Raw genomic sequence first — 18,401 nt, forward strand, 5'->3', positions numbered from 1 at the left:
CGGGTTCTCCGTGGAGGGCGAGCGCGTTGTAGCACGCGACGCGGACAGGCGATGTCCTCGTTCAGGCCTTCGGCAACGGCAGGCCCGCATCGGTCTTCACCGCGCGCAGCACGAAACTCGAATTCACATCGGCCACGCCGCTGGCATTGAGCAGCCCGTCCAGCAGGAAGCGCGAGAAATGCTCCAGGTCCTGGACCACCACGTGCAGCAGGTAGTCCATGTCGCCGGTCAGCGCATAGCAGGCCACTACTTCGTCCCAGGCCCGCACGCTATCGCCGAAATGCTGGACGCTGGCCGGGTCGTGCTTTTCCAGTTGCACGCGCACGAAGGCCTGCAGGCCCATGCCGATCGCCTTCGGATCGACGCGTGCCGCGTAGCCGGCGATCACCCCGGTCGCTTCCAGCCGCTGGATGCGGCGCAGGCAGGCCGACGGCGACAGGTTCACCTGCGCGGCGATGTCGGCGTTGGTGGCGCGGCCGTCCCGCTGCAGCAGGGCCAGCAGGCGCAGGTCGGTGCGGTCGAGTGTCGCCGATTCGGTCATATGCTGCACAGGATAGCCTGTTCATGCACGATCCTTGCGCCATTGGTCGGCACAGGCGCAACTTTGCAAGCCTGTTGCGCGGATCTGCGGCTAGCATCGTTCCTTCACCAGTCCGTCCGGGGAACACCATGAACGAGCCGCGCCGCGTCGAGCACCAGCAGACCGACAAGGGCTATGTGCCGGTCTACACGACCGCCCTGGTGGACCAACCCGCCGACTACCCGGCCGATGACCACGCCACCTGGGGCACGCTGTACGAACGCCAGCGCGCCCTGCTGGTGGGCCGCGCCTGCGACGAGTTCCTGCAGGCGCAGGACGCCATGGGCATGAGCCCGGACCGCATCCCCCGCTTTGATGAGCTCAACGGGGTGCTGCGCGCGACCACCGGCTGGACGCTGGTCGGCGTGGAAGGCCTGCTGCCGGAGCTGGAGTTCTTCGACCACCTGGCCAACCGCCGCTTCCCGGTGACCTGGTGGATCCGCCGTCCCGACCAGATCGACTACATCGCCGAACCCGACCTGTTCCACGACCTGTTCGGCCACGTGCCGCTGCTGATGAATCCGGTGTTCGCCGACTACATGGAGGCCTACGGCAAGGGCGGCGTGAAGGCGCACGGCATCGGTACCGACGCGCTGCAGCACCTGACCCGCCTGTACTGGTACACCGTCGAGTTCGGGCTGATCAACACGCCCGATGGCCTGCGCATCTACGGCGCCGGCATCGTGTCGTCGAAGGGCGAGTCGCTGTACTCGCTGGAATCGGATGCACCCAACCGCATCGGCTTCGACCTGGAGCGGATCATGCGCACGCGCTACCGCATCGACACATTCCAGAAGACCTACTTCGTCATCGACAGCTTCGAGCAGCTGATGAACGCCACCGCGCCCGACTTCACGCCGATCTATGCACAGCTCGAAAAGCAGGACGCCATTCCTGCCGGCAACGTGCTGGATGGCGACACGGTCTACACCCGTGGCACCGGCGAAGGCTGGGCGGAGGGCGGCGACGTCTGACGCACCGCTTACAATCGGGTATCCCTTTCCCCATGGATGCCCGATGCTTCGACGCCTGTTTCCGCTGATCGCGCTCTGCGCGCTGCTCTCCGTCTCCAACGCTGCCTTCGCACGCAACTGCGCGGTGACGATCGAGGCGACGGACATGATGTCCTTCAACCTGAAGACCATCCGCGTACCCGGTGACTGCGCGCAGCTGCGGGTGGTGTTGAAGCATGTCGGCCGCATGCCGGCGCAGGCGATGGGGCACAACTGGGTGCTGACCGAAACGCGGCACCATCGCGAGGTCGGGCTGGCGGGCGGCCGCATGAAGCTGGCCGATGCCTACGTGCCACGCAACGATGCGCGGGTGATCGCGCATACGCCGGTGATCGGAGGCGGGCAGACGACCGAGGTCGTGTTCCCGACGTCGCGCCTGCGGACGGGCGGCGACTACACCTTCTTCTGTTCGTTCCCCGGCCACTGGAACATGATGAAGGGCACGCTGGTCTTCGAATGACCGGTGCAGGTTGATGGTCTCCGTCAACGCATCGGCGATTTCTTTCCGACGGCGGGCGCCATCTCCCTGCGGTAACGCGTGCCTCCGGTAGCATGTCCGGACGCGCCAGGACTGCACTGCGCGCGCCCCGTTCACAGCAGACGGCACGCCATGAATACCGACTACCGCACCTCACTCCCGGGCACCGCGCTCGACTATTACGACGCGCACGCCGCGGTCGATGCCCTGCAAGCGGGCGCCTGGGCCACGCTGTCGTACACCGCGCGCGTGCATGCCGAGAACATCGTGCGGCGTGCCGATCCCGCCCGCCGCGACGACTACCTGCGCCAGCTCATCGAGCGACGCCGCGACGTGGATTTCCCCTGGTTCCCGGTGCGCGTGGTTTGCCACGACATCCTCGGCCAGACAGCCTTGGTCGACCTGGCCGGCCTGCGCGACGCCATCGCCGACATGGGCGGCGATCCGGCGCAGGTGAACCCGGTGGTGCCGGTGCAGCTGATCGTCGACCACTCGCTGGCGGTGGAATGCGGCGGCTACGACCCGGACGCGTTCAACAAGAACCGCGCCATCGAGGACCGCCGCAACGAGGACCGGTTCCACTTCATCGACTGGACCAAGCTGGCGTTCAAGAACGTCGACGTGATCCCGCCGGGCAACGGGATCATGCACCAGATCAATCTGGAGAAGATGTCGCCTGTCGTGTACGTGCAGGACGGCGTTGCATTCCCCGACACCTGCGTCGGCACCGACAGCCACACGCCGCATGTGGACGCGCTGGGCGTCATCGCCGTCGGCGTCGGCGGCCTGGAAGCGGAGAACGTCATGCTCGGCCGCGCCTCGTGGATGCGCACGCCGGACATCGTCGGCGTCGAACTCAGCGGAAAGCCGCAGCCGGGTATCACCGCCACCGACGTGGTGTTGGCATTGACCGAATTCCTGCGCAAGGAAAAGGTGGTCGGCGCCTACCTGGAATTCCGCGGCGAAGGCGCGGCGGCGTTGACCATCGGCGACCGCGCGACGATTTCCAACATGGCGCCCGAGTACGGTGCGACCGCGGCGATGTTCTTCATCGACGACAACACGCTGGACTACCTGCGCCTGACCGGCCGCAGCGACGAGCAGGTCGCGCTGGTCGAGACCTATGCGAAGACCGCCGGCCTGTGGGCCGACGACCTGGCGACCGCGCAGTACGAGCGCACGCTGCACTTCGACCTGTCCACCGTCGTGCGCAACATGGCCGGCCCGTCGAACCCGCACAAGCGGTTGCCGACCAGCGCGCTGGCCGAACGCGGCATCGCCGATGAAGCCAAGCTGGAAGCCGGCAAGGTCGAGGAAGCGCAGGGCCTGATGCCGGACGGCGCGGTGATCATCGCCGCCATCACGTCGTGCACCAACACCAGCAACCCGCGCAACGTCATTGCGGCTGCGCTGCTGGCACGCAACGCCAATGCGAAAGGCCTGTTCCGCAAGCCGTGGGTGAAGTCGTCGCTCGCGCCGGGCTCGAAGGCCGTGCAGCTGTACCTGGAAGAATCCGGCCTGCTGCCCGACCTGGAGAAGCTCGGCTTCGGTATCGTCGCGTTCGCCTGCACGACGTGCAACGGCATGAGCGGCGCGCTGGATCCTGCGATCCAGCAGGAAATCATCGCTCGCGACCTGTACGCGACCGCCGTGCTGTCGGGCAACCGCAACTTCGACGGCCGCATCCATCCGTACGCGAAGCAGGCCTTCCTCGCTTCGCCACCGCTGGTGATTGCCTACGCCATCGCCGGCACCGTGCGCTTCGACATCGAGAAGGATGCACTGGGCTTCGATGCAGACGGCAACGCGATCACGCTGAAGGACCTCTGGCCCAGCGACGAAGAAATCGACGCCATCGTCAAGGCGAGCGTCAAGCCGGCGCAGTTCCGCAAGGTCTACGAGCCGATGTTCAACGTGCGTGTGGAGCACGGCGGCAAGGTCGACCCGTTGTACGCGTGGCGGCCGCAGAGCACGTACATCCGCCGCCCGCCGTACTGGGAAGGCGCGCTGGCCGGCGAACGCACGCTACGCGGCATGCGTCCGCTGGCCGTGCTCGGCGACAACATCACCACCGACCACCTGTCGCCGTCGAACGCGATTCTCGCGTCGAGCGCAGCCGGCGAGTACCTGGCGAAGATGGGCCTGCCGGAAGAGGACTTCAATTCATACGCCACGCACCGCGGCGACCACCTGACCGCGCAGCGCGCGACGTTCGCCAATCCGCAGCTGCTCAACGAGATGGCGGTGGTCGATGGCGACGTGAAGAAGGGTTCGCTGGCGCGCATCGAGCCGGACGGGCAGGTCGTGCGCATGTGGGAAGCCATCGAAACCTACATGGACCGCAAGCAGCCGCTCGTCATCATCGCCGGCGCCGACTACGGACAGGGCAGTTCGCGCGACTGGGCGGCGAAGGGCGTGCGGCTGGCCGGCGTGGAAGCGATCGTGGCGGAAGGCTTCGAGCGCATCCATCGCACCAACCTCATCGGCATGGGCGTGCTGCCGCTGGAGTTCAAGGCGGGCGAAACGCGCAAGACCTACGGCATCGACGGCACCGAGATCTTCGACGTGGTCGGCGAGCGCCGGCCGCGTACGGAATTGACGCTGGTGATCCACCGCGCCAGCGGCGAGACGGTGCAGGTACCCGTGATCTGCCGCCTGGACTCGGACGAGGAAGTGTCGATCTACGAGGCGGGCGGGGTGCTGCAGCGGTTCGCGCAGGATTTCCTCGACGCGTCGAAAGCGGCCTGACCCGTTCGTCGTTTCGGTACACCCACCGCACAGGAGTCCGATCATGTCCGACAACGCCACACCCGGTACCGTCCGCCTGCACCGCGTGCTGCGCGCACCGCCGTCGCGCGTCTACCGTGCCTTCCTCGATCCGGATGCGATGGTGAAGTGGCTGCCGCCGCACGGCTTCACCGGCAAGGTCCATTCGATGGATGCCCGCGTGGGCGGTGGCTACACGATGTCGTTCACCAATTTCGGCACGGGCTCCAGCCATTCCTTCGGCGGCACGTACGTGGAACTGGTGGAGAACGAACTGCTGCGCTACACCGACCAGTTCGACAACCCCGGCCTGCCGGGCCAGATGCAGGTCACGGTGACGCTGAAGCAGAGCATCGCCGGCACCGAACTGAACGTCGTGCAGGAAGGCATTCCCGCCGCGATCCCGGTCGACTTCTGCTACCAGGGCTGGCAGGAGTCGCTGGAGCTGCTGGCGAAACTGGTCGAACCCGAGATTCCCGACGGCGCGTGAGCCGTCACCACAACGGAAATCCATTCCATGTCCCACGTCCCCCAGATCCGCATCCCCGCCACCTACATGCGTGGTGGCACGTCGAAAGGCGTGTTCTTCCGCCTGCAGGATCTTCCGGAGCGTGCGCAGGCACCGGGTCCGGTGCGCGATGCGCTGCTGGGCCGGGTGATCGGTTCGCCCGATCCCTACGGCAAGCACACCGACGGCATGGGCGGGGCGACGTCGAGCACCAGCAAGGTGGTGATCATTGCGCCGGCCACGCAGCCGGGGCATGACGTGGACTATCTGTACGGACAAGTGCCGATCAATGAGTCCTTCATCGACTGGAGCGGCAACTGCGGCAACCTGTCGTCGGCGGTCGGTCCGTTCGCCATCGCCAACGGTTTCATCGATGCAGCGCGCATTCCCGAGAACGGCACGGTGACGGTCCGCATCTGGCAGGCCAATATCCACAAGACCATCGTCGCCCACGTGCAGGTGACCAACGGCGAGGTGCAGGAAACCGGCGACTTCGAACTCGATGGCGTGACGTTCCCGGCGGCGGAAGTGCAGCTCGAATTCATCGATCCGGCAGATGAGGGCGACGGCGACGGGGGTGGCGCGATGTTCCCGACCGGCCACCTGGTCGACGACCTCGACGTGCCAGGCGTGGGCGTGTTCAAAGCGACGATGATCAACGCCGGCGTGCCGGTGGTGTTCGTGGAAGCGGCAGCGTTGGGTTATGACGGCACCGAGCTGCAGGGCGCGATCAACGAAGACGAGGTCGCACTGGAGAAGCTGGAAGCCATCCGTGCGCATGGCGCCGTGCGCATGGGCCTCGTCGCCGATGTCGCCGCTGCGGCGAAGCGTCCGCTGACCCCGAAGGTGGCGTTCGTCGCGCCGCCGAAAGACTACGTGTCGTCGAGCGGCAAGCCGGTAAAGGCCGGCGAGATCGACCTGCTGGCGCGTGCCATGTCGATGGGCAAGCTGCACCACGCGATGATGGGCACGGCATCGGTCGCCATCGCCACCGCGGCCGCGGTACCGGGCACGCTGGTGAATGCAGCGGCGGGCGGCGGCACGCGCGAGGTGCTGGTGTTCGGGCATCCATCCGGCACGCTGCGCGTCGGTGCGGACGTCAAACAGGTAGACGGCACGTGGGTGGTGACCAGGGCGGTGATGAGCCGCAGCGCGCGCGTGCTGATGGAAGGCGCGGTACGCGTGCCGGGCGACGCGTTCTGACGACGACAGGCTGACCTGCCGGAAGTCACCACTTTCGCCGAGGCCATTGCCTCGGCGCCGCGCGCACGACAGCATGGGCGCATGTGGCTGACCCTGAATCGACTTCGCGAACCCATGACGCTGGCGGGCGTGTTCACGCTCGCTGCCGTCGCGTTGGGTCTGCGCTTCCTGCCGCCCGACGTGCTGCCTGCCGCCGCTGCGGCGTTGGCGGGTTACGCCGCCTGCTTCCTGTTCTTTGCCGTCGGACCCAAGGACTGGCTGCGCCGACGATGGCTGGCGTTGGCGGCGATGGCGGGCCTGTGCCTGCTGCTGGCCTGGCTGACCACGCGGCTGGGCACGGCGCAGGTCCTGCTGGTGGTCTGGGTGGCCTGCGCCACGAACGTGCTGTCGCCGCGGTGGCTGATCGGCGCGGCGGCGCTGTTGAACTTCGGTTTCTACCTGATGCTGGTGCACCACGAATTCGGCGCGCCCTTCACGATGACGCTGATCAACATGGGCTTCCAGGCACTCGCCGGCCTGTGCGTGCACTATGCGCGCCGGGCCGAGGAGTCCCGCGACGCGCTCGCGCGTGTCAACGCGGACCTGCTGGCCACGCGTGCCCTGCTGGCCGACAGTGCGCGCGATGCCGAACGCCTGCGTGTCGCGCGCGAACTGCATGACGTGGCCGGGCACAAACTCACGGCGATGAAGCTCAATCTGCGTGCACTGGCCAGCGATCCCGCGCTGGCGGGACGCGACGAGGTCCGCATCGCGCAGCAACTGTCCAGCGAGTTGCTGGACGATATCCGCAGCGTCGTGCAGGCCATGCGCGACTCGCGCGGACTGGACCTGCAGACCGCGATCCGTGCCCTCGCTGCGCCGCTGCCCAGACCCATGCTGGCCCTGCATATCGGGGACGACGTGAAGGTCGACGACCCCGCCGTTGCCGAATCGCTGCTGCGCATCGTGCAGGAGTGCCTGACCAACGCGGCCCGCCATGCCAGTGCGGAGACGCTGACCGTGTCATTGAAGAACGAGGAGGCAGGCATGCACCTGCAGATCGAAGACGACGGCCGCATGAACGGCCGCATGCGCGAGGGCAACGGCGTATCGGGCATCCGCGAGCGCGTCGCGGCGCTGGGTGGCGAGCTGCAGTTCGGCACCAGTGCGACCGGTGGCCTGCGCCTGGACGTGAGGTTGCCGGCATGAGCGTGCGCGTCGCCCTCGCCGACGACCAGGCCCTGGTGCGCGCCGGCCTGCGCGCCCTGCTGAAAGCGCAGCAGGTGGAGGTGGTGTTCGAAGCCGACGACGGCGCCGACCTGTTGGCCAGACTGGAGTCGCAGCCGGTGGATGTGGTGCTCAGCGACATCCGCATGCCGGGCGTGGATGGCATCGACGCGTTGATCAAGCTGCGCGAACGCGGCGACCGCACGCCGTTCCTGCTGCTCACCACGTTCGACGACAGCGACCTGCTGCTGCGCGCGACCGATGCCGGCGCGCAGGGCTTCCTGCTGAAGGACGCTGCGCCGGAAGACCTGCATGATGCCATCCAGCGCGTGGCTGCCGGCGAGACGCTGTTGCAGCCGGTCAGCACGGATCCGGTGCGTGCGCGCTTCCGCTTCCGCGATGAGGCACCGCCCACCGACACCTTCAGCGAGCGCGAGGTCGCGATCCTGCGCCTGCTCGCCGGCGGCTACTCGAACAAGGAAATCGCGCGCACGCTCTTTCTCGCCGAAGGCACGGTGAAGAACTATGTCTCCACCATCCTCGACAAACTGGGCACGCGCGACCGCACCCGCGCCGTGCTGAAGGCGATCACGTTGCGGATCATCTGAGGGCCAGCGATCGCGCGGTTGTGGGAGCGACGCAAGTCGCGATGGGGTGCCAGTGAAAAGGCATCGCGACTTACGTCGCTCCCACAACAGCACACCCTTCGTCAGAACACCCACACCATCGCCGCACCGGCGACCAGCGCCAGCATCAGGCCGGCGGACACGCGCAGCCCGTAGGCCGCGCCACCACTGACCCACGCGATCACCGATTTCGCGGTCAGGCTGGCGGCGAGCAGGGCGAGCATCCACCACCGCGCCTCGGCCGCTTCCAACCCGCCACGCGAAAACTGGTTGGCCAGCGTGGCCACCGCCGCCTGCAGTTCGGCCATCGCCGACAGTGCGGCCGCGGCCATCGCGCCACGGGGGCCGATCCATGCTGCCAGCGCCGCCGCGACGAAGGTCAACACCGCGACCAGCAGCGCAAAGCCCAGCGCCTGGCCGAAACGGAACATGCGGCTTTCCGACGTCGGCGGCTTCACCGTTTCCTCGCGACCCGCGCGCAGGCCGATGAGGCCGCCGGCCAGCAACACGGCACCGATCGCGCACAGCTCCGGCAGCAGGTCGCGCAACAGCGGCGGCGACACCGCCCACAGGATCGGCACGCACAACGTCAGCGACGCCAGGTTGGACAGCAGCGCAGCCGCCACCGCCGAACGCATCAGCGCCGGTGTTTGCTTCGCCCGCTGGCCAAAGCCGATCGTCGCCGCGGTCGACGACACGTAACCGGCGAAGAAGCCCGCCGCCGCCAGTCCCCAACGGTTGCCGACCACCCGCAGCACGATGTGACCCAGCGCGCTGACCGCCATCACCAGCACCACCAGCTTCCAGATCGTCGCCAGGTTGATCGCCTCGAATGGGCCAATGGGGCGGTCCGGCAGGATCGGCAGGATCACCAGCGCCGAGGCCAGCAACAGCAGACCGTCGAAGACTTCCCGCTCGCTGAAGGTCTCGCGGGTCAGCTCATGCAATGTCTCCTTGGCGTACACCAGTGCCGCGACCACGACCGCCAGGCCGGTCGCCAGCGCCGGAAACCGCAGGGCCAGGGCGCCCAGCAGAAAGGTCAGCACCAGCGTCACTTCGCTGGTCAGTCCCGGATCGTCCTGCTGCGTGGCGCGGTAGGCCATGGCGGCCAGCACGCCGACCACGCCCAGCCCGACCAGCACGGCCATCGATCCCAGCATCGCTGCGACCGCTGCCATCAACGCGACCAGCGCATGCGTGCGCAGGCCGGCGATCCGGTACCCGCGGCCACCGCTGCGTTCCCGTACCAGCCCGATCAGCAGGCCCAGGCCCAACGCGGAGGACAGGGCCAGCCAGGTCTGCGGGGTCGCTTCGTCCATCCATCCTTCCTCGTTCAGGGCCGCGAGCATAACGAATGGTCTTGCATTGGTCTCGTCAACCCGGACAATGCGCGCCACCTTCGCCGTGGACCCCATCATGCCCGCTCCCGCTCCGTCCGCCGTCTCGCTGAGCCGCTACCTGATCGAAGAACAGCGCGCCGGCCGCATCAGCGCCGACCTGCGCCAGCTGATCGCGGTGGTCGCCCGCGCCTGCACCAGCATCTCCATCGCGGTCAGCAAGGGCGCGCTGGGCGGCGTGCTGGGCGACGCCGGCACCGGCAACGTGCAGGGCGAGGCGCAGAAGAAACTGGACGTGCTGAGCAACGACATCCTGCTGGAAGCCAATGCCTGGGGTGGTCATCTGGCAGCGTGCGCATCGGAGGAAATGGACCACAGCCAGCCGATCCCGGACGCCTATCCGCGCGGCGGCTTCCTGCTGCTGTTCGACCCGCTGGACGGCAGCTCCAACATCGACGTCAACGTCTCGGTCGGCACCATCTTCTCCGTGCTGCGCAGCCCGGACGGCGTGACGACACCGGGCGACGAGCACTTCCTGCAACCCGGCCGCGACCAGGTTGCCGCCGGCTACTGCATCTACGGCCCGAGCACGATGCTGGTGCTCACCACGGGCAACGGCACCCATGCGTTCACCCTGGACCGCGAGCAGGGCGCGTTCGTGCTGACCCAGCGCGACATGCGGATTCCGGAGGAGACAAGGGAATTCGCCATCAACATGTCCAACCAGCGCCACTGGGAAGCGCCGATGCAGGGCTATGTCACCGACCTGCTCGCCGGCAAGGAAGGCCCGCGCGGCAAGGACTTCAACATGCGCTGGATCGCCAGCATGGTCGCCGACGTGCACCGCATCCTGACCCGCGGCGGCATCTTCATCTACCCGTGGGACCGCAAGGACCCGGGCAAGGCCGGCAAGCTGCGCCTGATGTACGAAGCCAACCCGATGGGCATGCTGGTGGAACAGGCGGGCGGTGCCGCCAGCACCGGCCGCGAGGACATCCTGTCGCTGCGCCCCACCCAGCTGCACCAGCGCGTGCCGGTGTTCCTGGGCTCGAAGAAGGAAGTGGAAGCGGCGGTCGGTTATCACCTGGCTCATGACACCGCAGCAGCGTGATCCGACAGGGTAAAGTCGTGATCAGGATTCAATGCTGGGTGCATGCAGGATGCAGCGACACTTCTTTGCGACGCCAAATGATTTGTTGCCCGTTTTGGAGCAGGCAGAGAAAAAGCTCAGTCTCGCCTATTCGCTCACGGGACTCTTCGAGTTCCCCCACGTCACCATCATCGAAGCGGGCGCTCAGCTTCCCAGCTTGAACTTGCCCGCTGAAGGCTCATCTGCAAACAATCCCACGTACCTGATCACCTTGTCTGGCCATATCATCGATGTCCGCCAGGTTCCGCAAAGCGCTGGCGGCATCCGGTATGCGGTGGATCAATTGACCAATCCCGACAGCGTCACCTTTGCGCATGGTGGCCTGTTCTCACCCGATACACTCATATCAGGGCGAGTCGCCACCGTGTCGGATACACCCGTTGCAAAGTCGATTCAATCCGCTTTTTCCAATGCCATCGGCAAACTGTTCACTCGCATCAATGCGTTCTACGTAGGACCTGGCGCTTCAGAGATGCTTGGTCGAGGCTGCAGACTGACTCACGCGGTACAGTCTCCACCCGAGTACGATCTTCGGCTTACCCGTGGCAAGCCACGCAACAAGTGACATAGCGATCCTCCATGTCGACAACCATTCATTGCGCGTCTGGAATCCTCGGATGAAAGCCGCTACTGCCGACTTCATCGAGGTCTACCCCGACGCGCTCGACGCGGACACGTGTCGCTCCATCGTCGCGCGCTTCGACGGCAGCGGACAGGACGAACCGGGGCGTGTCGGTGGTGGCCACTATCCCGAGCTCAAGCACAGCCGCGACATCAGCATCACGGGCCAGGCCGCGTGGCGCGACGTGGAACAGCACCTCAACCTGGCGGTGCTCACCGGCCTGCAGAAGTACCTGCGTACCTATCCCTTCAGCCTGATCGCCCCGCTGATGCTGCAGCAGCCGGATGTGGAAGGCACGCTGCGGCGGCTGCGCTACGACGACATCGCGGGCATGGACGATGCTGCACTGATGAAGCTGGTGATGAAGGTCTTCGTGCCTGGCCGGATCAACCTGCAACGCTACGCCGCCGGTGAGGGTGGATATCCGTACTGGCATTGCGAGCTGTTTCCGAAAGCGGCTGATGCGGAAACGCTCCATCGCCACGTGTTGTGGACGCTCTACCTGAACGACGATTTCAGCGCGGGCGAAACCGAATTCTTCCACCAGCAACGCAAGATCGTGCCGCGCACCGGCAGCCTGCTGATCGCACCGACGGCATTCACGCATACGCATCGCGGCAACCGCCCGCTCGACGGCAACAAGTACATCGCCACGAGCTGGGTGATGTTCCAGCGGGCGGAACGGCTGTACGCCAGCCGCTGAGCGGTGGTCACGCCATCAGGCGGGGCGCGTCCATGTCCGCACGCAGGCGTCGCAACGCCGCCTCCGCATCGCCCACCACGATCACGCTCGGCACGCAGTATCCCTGCGAGATTTGCAAAGGCCAGACGAACTTGAGCTTCAAAGTCCGGCTCGGGCGAGCCATCGCTACGACTACCCACCTGGCCCGATACGACTACAAGGTCATCCGAGCGGATAGCCGGCGAATATCCATGCCGTTTGTGTAGTTCATGCTGATTCGCGGGAAAGATGACATCTCGAACGGTCATGGAAGCACTCCTTCGACGATGTTCGGTTGGAATGCTTTCGTGCAGGCCATGGACACCACCACTACATCGGAGAATCCGAAGCACGTTGGAGTACCATGCCGCCCTGGTGTAGTTCACCATTGATGAACTCGCCGTAGCCGAAGAAATCGCCGTCGTACTGATAGTCGATCCTCTGGCCATGCAGCACATAGCAGCCGCTGAACACACACGAGCGGCTGCCCTGCGACTCCTCGCAACGGCCGTCAGCAAACAGGGTGTGGCGAACGAATCCATCGCAGGTCGCCCACGTCCCGATCACGTCGCCAATCTCGCGTATCGCGAAGCGCTCCGTTTCACCAACGGCGCGCTCGCGCTCGTGGAACGCTGGTCGAGTGGCGATTCCTGCCATCGGCTTGACTGACAACGCATGTGTCTTTCCGCTCATGGGCGTGGCGTCCGAGAAGAAGTGCCTGGGACGTTGACGGATTCGCCCTGGCTTCGCGTTGCATTTCTTGCTCGCGCGGCGCTGCTGTTGCGGCTTTCGGATACCGGTGCTCGCTGTATGCGCTGGGCGGAGACCCGCGAGTCCGAGGCCACCGTTGAGCGGCGACGCGCCTGCATCGAACCGCAAGATCGGCATCGCGCCAGCAGAAACAGCGACGCGACGCTCTGGAGCACGCCACAGAATTCCGGTCCATGCGCAGCACGGCCCGTATGGAGAAACCCACGATGGCGAACCAGGATGCCCCTCCCTCACGCTTGACCACCAGTGCAGGAGCTCCTGTCGCTGACAACCAGAACAGTCTTACTGCAGGGGAGCGCGGCCCGATCCTCCTCCAGGATTTGCAACTGATCGAGAAGCTGGCTCACCAGAACCGCGAGCGGATCCCGGAGCGCGTCGTCCATGCCAAGGGTTGGGGGGCGCACGGGGTACTCAGGGTAACCGGCGACATCTCGCACCTGACGTGTGCAAGCGTGCTCCAGGCCGGCACCGAGACGCCGGTGATCGCCCGCTTCTCGACCGTGGCTGGCGAGCGCGGGGCCGCGGACCATGAGCGTGACGTACGCGGCTTCGCGCTCAAGTTCTACACGCAGGAAGGCAACTGGGACCTGGTCGGCAACAACACGCCGGTGTTCTTCGTCCGGGATCCGCTCAAGTTCCCGGATTTCATTCGGACGCAGAAGCGTCATCCACGCACTCACCTGAGGTCTGCGACCGCCATGTGGGATTTCTGGTCCCTGTCACCGGAGAGCCTTCACCAGGTAACGACGCTCTTCTCGGATCGTGGCTTGCCGGCCAGCCCCATGCACATGAATGGCTACGGCAGTCATACCTACAGCCTGTGGAACGACAAGGGCGAGCGCGTCTGGGTGAAGTTCCATTTCAAGACCCGCCAGGGACATCGTCACTACACCAACGCCGAGGCGGAAGCGATCGTGGGGCGTACCCGCGAGGGGTATCAGGAGACCTTGTTCGGAGCGATTGAAGCGGGCGATTTCCCGCAGTGGACCGTCAAGCTGCAGGTGATGACCCAGGGGCAGGCGGAAGCCTTCCCTTTCAATCCGTTCGACGTTACCAAGGTCTGGCCGCAGTCGGACTTTCCACCGATCGATATCGGCGTGCTGGAGCTCAATCGGAATCCCGGGAACTACTTCACCGAGATCGAGCAGCTCGCATTCAGTCCGTCCAACCTCGTGCGCGGCATTGGTCACTCGCCGGACAGGATGCTGCAAGCCAGGGTCTTCTCCTATGCGGATGCGCACCGGTACCGCCTCGGCACGCATTACGAAGCGCTGCCGGTCAACAGGCCGCGCTGCCCCGTCCATCACTATCACCAGGACGGAGCCATGCGTTTCTTCGACAACATGCCGAATCCGGACGCCTACTACGAGCCGAACAGCTTCGGGGGGCCGCGGGAGGACGCGTCGTTCGCCGAGCCGCCGCTGGACCTGCGCGGTCCCGGCGCGAGGTTCGATCATCGAGATGGAAACGACGATTTCAGCCAGCCGCGTGCGCTGTTCCTCCTGTTCGACGGCGCACAGAGAGAACGCCTGTTCGCCAACATCGCGGCGGCGATGAAAGGTGTACCCGCGTGCATCACGGAACGACAGATCGAACTGTTCCGGCAAGTACATCCCGCGTTCGGAGCCGGGGTCTCCACGGCCCTGGACATGCTGGACCCACCCTTCTGACCTGCGGTCTCTCACGGGCGTATGGCGATCAGTCCGTACGCCCGCGTGGAGACCATTCAAACCACACCATGAGGAACGCCATGAACGCTCTGATGTCTTCGTTTGCCTTTGGACTGCTGACCCTGTCGTCCCAGCTGGCTACGGAAGCCCATGCTACGCAACCCACGGGGCACACAACGTCCCTCTCCAGAGGCGGCATCATCACGACCAACGATGCCGTGCAGCTCTACTACAAGGACTGGGGACCGAAGGACGGCCAGGTCGTTACGTTCAGCCATGGCTGGCCACTGAATGCCGACAGCTGGGAATCGCAGATGCTGTTCCTGGCGGAACGCGGTTATCGGGTGATCGCACATGACCGCCGGGGCCATGGCCGCTCCAGCCAGCCGTGGGATGGCAACGACATGGACCACTACGCCGACGATCTTGCTGCGGTGATCCAGACGCTCGACCTGCGTGACGTGACGCTGGTCGGCTTCTCGACCGGGGGCGGTGAAGTCGCTCGCTATATCGGGCGACATGGCACCGCGCGCGTGCGCAAAGCGGTGCTTGTCAGTGCGGTGCCGCCGCTGATGTTGCGTACCGACAGCAATCCAGATGGTTTGCCACTCGACGTCTTCGATGGCCTGCGCGTCAATTCGCTCATCAATCGCTCCAAGCTTTACCTGGACATTGCCTCGGGTCCGTTCTTCGGATTCAACCGGCCCGGCGCCAAGCCCGACCAGGGACTGATCCAGTCGTTCTGGGCACAAGGCATGCAGGCCGGCCACAAGAACACCTACGATTCCATTGCGGCGTTCTCGGCGACGGACTTCCGCGGAGACCTTGCCAGGTTCGACGTACCGACCCTGGTCATCCATGGCGACGACGACCAGATCGTACCGATCGACATCTCTGCCCGCGCATCCGCCGCATTGATCAAGGACGCGCGCCTGATCGTCTACTCCGGCGCACCGCATGGCATCGCCGATACCCACAAGGATCTCCTCAACCAGGACCTTCTGGATTTCCTCAGAGAGTGAAGGAGCATGCACGCAACGGCCTGCGCGCGATATGCGCGGCAGCTTCATGGCGGACATGGGTACGCGATGATGGATGTATCCGGAAACCACCCCCGGTCGACGATGCGCGCACTTGGGGTTCACACGGCGTGGATTGGCCTCTCCCTGGCGCTCGCGACAGAGACCGCGATGGCCCAGTTCCGGCCGCTGCGGTTCGACGACGACTTCAAGGCACAGCATGAGGCGTGCGCGGAGGACCGTCGCGCCGGGTGCTGGAAGAACCTTCCCGTCGGGGCGCACGCCCGCCTGAGTGTTGGCGGCGATCTCCGTTGGCGCTACGAGTACGCCGAAAATCCCCGCTACGGTCTGGTGCCTCAGGACGCCTGGGGCGTGCTGATGCAGCGTCATTCAGCATTTGCCAACCTCAGTCTGGGCGAACACTGGCGCGGATTCGCGCAGTTGGCCAGCTCCCGCGCCAACGGCCGCGCTGGAGGCCCGTCACCGGTGGATGAGAACCGGCTCGACCCCACCAATCTGTTCGTCGAATGGCGATCGGCGATGGAAGGCCAGGATGGCGTCGGCGTGCGCGCCGGCATCCAGGAGCTGCAGTTCGGATCCGGGCGCGGCATCGACGCGCGCGAAGGTCCCAACGTAAGACGCAGCTTTGACGCCGTACGCCTCCATGTGAGCAGCGGCGCCTGGCGCGTTGATGCCTTCGCCGCGGCACCACGATTGAGCCGACCGGGCAGCTTCGACGACGCCCGCTCGCAGACGCAGGCACTGCGTGGCGTCTATGCGACCCGCAACGGAGGTGCGACGTCCTGGGACGTGTACGTGCTGCACTTCGAAGACACGGTTTCCCGCTACGTCCAGGGGGTATCGCATGAGCGCCGCTGGTCGCTCGGTGCCCGTGCTTTCGGCGGCCGCCATGGCTGGGACTGGAACTGGGAGTCCCTGGTACAGGGTGGGCGGTTCGGCGATGACGACATTCGCGCCTGGTCGCTGGCTACCGATACGGGCTACACCTTCGATGATGTCGTCGGACGGCCGCGGCTCGCGCTGCTTGTCGCGGTCGCAAGCGGCGACAGCGATCCCGACGACGACCGCCTCGGCACCCTCAATCCCCTCTATCCGCGCGGCAACTATTTCGGCGATGAAGCGACGCTCGGGCCACGCAACTTCTTCAACATTCACCCGGCATTGGCCCTGCAGGTCGGGCCCCGGGTCCGAATGAGCGCCAGCCTGGACTTCTTCTGGCGTTACAGCACCCGCGACGGCGTGTACTCGCCCAACGGCATGCTGATCAGTCCCGTAGGCGACAGCCGCGCCCGCTACGTGGCGACCATCGCCTCTGTCGGAGCCACGTGGGCGCCGGCGCCGGGCTGGTCGTCGAGCGCCGTCGTCGCCTATGCGCGGCCTGGCGCGTTCCTGCGCGAAACAGGAGCCGACGATGCGCTCAGCCTCATCAGCCTCACTGTGCAGTACCGATTCTGATGTCAACGAGTGCCGGCGGTGGCGAGTGGTGTTGCGCTCAATGTCTGTCCGGCACCGGAGCGATGCGCGTATGCGGATCCCCCAGCGCTTTCGATAGCGTCGAAGCTACCCACGCCAGGCAGGTGCACACGGCGATGGCCGCCGTCATGGTCAGGGCACTGCTGTCCACGAAAGGACTGCTCAGCGCGATCATCACGGCGCCGGTCACCATCTGTGCGCTGCCGCCAATCGATGCTGCGAGTCCCGCGATGTCGGGGTGCGGGTCCAGCGACATCACCATCGCCGTCGGCACCACCAGCCCCAGGCAGGTGAACACCAGACCCAGTCCCGCCATCAGTACGGGCAAGGTGTCCAGACCCATCCAGATCACGCCGGCAAGGACCAGCGAACACATGGCCAGGCCGGTCACCGCCCACGAAATCACCCGGCCCATCCCGAATCGTTCCGACAGGCGGCCGGCGAACTGGGAGGCGATGAAGAAGCCCACGGCGTTGGCCGCGAAGGCGAATGAGAATTCGGTAGGGCTGAGGCCGTACTGCTGGCTGTAGACGAAGCTGGCCGCTGAGATGAATACGAACAGGCTGGCGATTCCGAACGCGGCCATCATCGTCAGTCCCATGAAGCGACGGTCCGACAGCAGGCGCTTGATGCCTGCCCAGATCGGCGCAACGCGCACCGGCCGTTGGTGAATGGACGACAGCGTCTCGGGCAGAGCGAACTGGATCAATGGCAGGCTGAGCAATGACGCCATCGCCAGTATCAGGAAGATCCCGCGCCAGCTGCTCCATGCGAGCACCATCGAGCCTGCCAGTGGCGCGAGCAGCGGAGAAATGGACAGCACCATCATGATCGCGGCCATGGCGCGTGCCGCCGCCGGTCCACTGGCCACATCGCGGATTACCGCACGTGGAACCACCATCAGCGCTGCCGCCCCGAAACCTTGCACCGCGCGAGCCGCGATGAGCCAGTCGATTGAAGGAGCACATCCGGCGGCGATCGAGGCCACGGTGAAAATCAAGGCGCCGATGATCATCGGGCGCTTGCGCCCCATGGCATCGGACAACGGGCCATAGATCATCTGCGCCAGCCCGAACGACAGAAAGTAGATCGCCAGCGTCAGGGTCGCAACGGACTCGGTGGTCGCCAGGTCGCCAGCCATCGCGGGCAGGGCCGGAAGGTACATGTCGATCGCGAAAGGGCCGACGGCCGTCAGCAGGCCCAACACGAATGCCATCCGGAACAGGGAGTCGCGCAT

Annotated in this window: 18 protein-coding genes and 1 pseudogene; 13 read left to right on the top strand and 6 right to left on the bottom strand. The window is 65.7% G+C overall.

All coding sequences use genetic code 11. The features are described from left to right. Positions 1 to 61 precede the first annotated feature (61 nt). Positions 62 to 541 (bottom strand): Lrp/AsnC family transcriptional regulator, encoded by a 480-nt coding sequence (locus tag AX730_RS16305; protein WP_062358255.1) that lies wholly within the window; start codon positions 539 to 541, stop codon positions 62 to 64. A 128-nt stretch (positions 542 to 669) separates the two neighbouring features. Here AX730_RS16305 and phhA point away from each other — a divergent pair, with 128 nt between their 5' ends. The 7 genes from phhA (at position 670) to AX730_RS16340 (ending at position 8,362) form a co-directional block, all read left to right on the top strand. Beyond that, on the top strand, positions 670 to 1,554 hold the full coding sequence (phhA, locus tag AX730_RS16310) for a phenylalanine 4-monooxygenase (protein WP_062358256.1): 885 nt from the start codon (positions 670 to 672) through the stop codon (positions 1,552 to 1,554). A gap of 43 nt (positions 1,555 to 1,597) precedes the next feature. Next, the gene (azu, locus tag AX730_RS16315) at positions 1,598 to 2,053 is read left to right on the top strand and encodes an azurin (protein ID WP_062358257.1); all 456 of its coding nucleotides are present in this window, start codon (positions 1,598 to 1,600) and stop codon (positions 2,051 to 2,053) included. Positions 2,054 to 2,203: 150 nt separating this feature from the next. Further along, positions 2,204 to 4,819, top strand: coding sequence for a Fe/S-dependent 2-methylisocitrate dehydratase AcnD (gene acnD / locus AX730_RS16320; RefSeq protein WP_062358258.1), 2,616 nt, complete (start codon positions 2,204 to 2,206; stop codon positions 4,817 to 4,819). Between the two features lie 43 nt (positions 4,820 to 4,862). Continuing rightward, the gene (locus tag AX730_RS16325; RefSeq protein ID WP_062358259.1) at positions 4,863 to 5,327 is read left to right on the top strand and encodes an SRPBCC family protein; all 465 of its coding nucleotides are present in this window, start codon (positions 4,863 to 4,865) and stop codon (positions 5,325 to 5,327) included. 27 nt (positions 5,328 to 5,354) lie between these two features. Beyond that, positions 5,355 to 6,548: a 2-methylaconitate cis-trans isomerase PrpF gene (gene prpF / locus AX730_RS16330; protein WP_062358260.1), complete on the top strand. Its 1,194-nt coding sequence runs from the start codon at positions 5,355 to 5,357 to the stop codon at positions 6,546 to 6,548. An 81-nt stretch (positions 6,549 to 6,629) separates the two neighbouring features. Further along, entirely contained in the window at positions 6,630 to 7,736 is a 1,107-nt protein-coding gene (locus AX730_RS16335) for a sensor histidine kinase (RefSeq protein ID WP_062358261.1), read from the top strand. Further along, positions 7,733 to 8,362, top strand: coding sequence for a response regulator transcription factor (locus tag AX730_RS16340; RefSeq protein ID WP_062358262.1), 630 nt, complete (start codon positions 7,733 to 7,735; stop codon positions 8,360 to 8,362). Before AX730_RS16335 ends, AX730_RS16340 begins: the two co-directional genes overlap by 4 nt. A gap of 101 nt (positions 8,363 to 8,463) precedes the next feature. Here the strand turns inward: AX730_RS16340 and AX730_RS16345 are convergent, their stop codons facing one another. Beyond that, positions 8,464 to 9,699, bottom strand: a complete 1,236-nt coding sequence (locus tag AX730_RS16345) for an MgtC/SapB family protein (RefSeq protein WP_198147226.1) — start codon at positions 9,697 to 9,699, stop codon at positions 8,464 to 8,466. Positions 9,700 to 9,796: 97 nt separating this feature from the next. Between AX730_RS16345 and AX730_RS16350 the strand changes: the two genes are divergently transcribed. From AX730_RS16350 to AX730_RS16355, 3 genes are read left to right on the top strand one after another with little or no spacing between them, the layout of a single operon-like run. After that, a complete protein-coding gene (locus AX730_RS16350) occupies positions 9,797 to 10,828 on the top strand; it encodes a class 1 fructose-bisphosphatase (RefSeq protein ID WP_062358293.1) in 1,032 nt (343 codons plus the stop codon). A 49-nt stretch (positions 10,829 to 10,877) separates the two neighbouring features. After that, a complete protein-coding gene (locus AX730_RS19000) occupies positions 10,878 to 11,432 on the top strand; it encodes a hypothetical protein (RefSeq protein ID WP_157074309.1) in 555 nt (184 codons plus the stop codon). A 52-nt stretch (positions 11,433 to 11,484) separates the two neighbouring features. Next, positions 11,485 to 12,192, top strand: a complete 708-nt coding sequence (locus tag AX730_RS16355) for a 2OG-Fe(II) oxygenase (RefSeq protein WP_062358264.1) — start codon at positions 11,485 to 11,487, stop codon at positions 12,190 to 12,192. Between the two features lie 7 nt (positions 12,193 to 12,199). On the opposite strand, the gene AX730_RS19505 is transcribed toward AX730_RS16355, so the two are convergent. From AX730_RS19505 to AX730_RS18600, 3 genes and pseudogenes are all read right to left on the bottom strand, one after another. Then, positions 12,200 to 12,334, bottom strand: coding sequence for a hypothetical protein (locus tag AX730_RS19505; protein WP_269747004.1), 135 nt, complete (start codon positions 12,332 to 12,334; stop codon positions 12,200 to 12,202). Between the two features lie 7 nt (positions 12,335 to 12,341). Then, a pseudogene (locus tag AX730_RS19625) lies at positions 12,342 to 12,659 on the bottom strand (hypothetical protein); the annotation flags it as partial. Then, positions 12,541 to 12,903 carry an Atu4866 domain-containing protein gene (locus AX730_RS18600; protein ID WP_198147227.1) on the bottom strand — a complete coding sequence of 121 codons (363 nt, stop codon included), beginning with the start codon at positions 12,901 to 12,903 and terminating at the stop codon, positions 12,541 to 12,543. The pseudogene AX730_RS19625 and the gene AX730_RS18600, both read right to left, overlap by 119 nt. 284 nt (positions 12,904 to 13,187) lie before the next feature. Here AX730_RS18600 and AX730_RS16365 point away from each other — a divergent pair, with 284 nt between their 5' ends. The 3 genes from AX730_RS16365 to AX730_RS16375 all read left to right on the top strand — a co-directional run bounded on the left by AX730_RS16365 (position 13,188) and on the right by AX730_RS16375 (position 17,146). Beyond that, positions 13,188 to 14,651 carry a catalase gene (locus AX730_RS16365; RefSeq protein ID WP_062358294.1) on the top strand — a complete coding sequence of 488 codons (1,464 nt, stop codon included), beginning with the start codon at positions 13,188 to 13,190 and terminating at the stop codon, positions 14,649 to 14,651. 80 nt (positions 14,652 to 14,731) lie between these two features. Further along, positions 14,732 to 15,673 (top strand): alpha/beta fold hydrolase, encoded by a 942-nt coding sequence (locus tag AX730_RS16370; RefSeq protein WP_062358266.1) that lies wholly within the window; start codon positions 14,732 to 14,734, stop codon positions 15,671 to 15,673. Between the two features lie 66 nt (positions 15,674 to 15,739). Continuing rightward, positions 15,740 to 17,146 (top strand): alginate export family protein, encoded by a 1,407-nt coding sequence (locus AX730_RS16375; RefSeq protein ID WP_198147228.1) that lies wholly within the window; start codon positions 15,740 to 15,742, stop codon positions 17,144 to 17,146. Between the two features lie 37 nt (positions 17,147 to 17,183). On the opposite strand, the gene AX730_RS16380 is transcribed toward AX730_RS16375, so the two are convergent. Then, positions 17,184 to 18,401, bottom strand: a complete 1,218-nt coding sequence (locus AX730_RS16380; RefSeq protein WP_062358268.1) for a multidrug effflux MFS transporter — start codon at positions 18,399 to 18,401, stop codon at positions 17,184 to 17,186.

This window comes from Pseudoxanthomonas mexicana (assembly GCF_001556105.1).
GTDB classification, from domain to species: Bacteria; Pseudomonadota; Gammaproteobacteria; order Xanthomonadales; family Xanthomonadaceae; genus Pseudoxanthomonas_A; species Pseudoxanthomonas_A mexicana_A.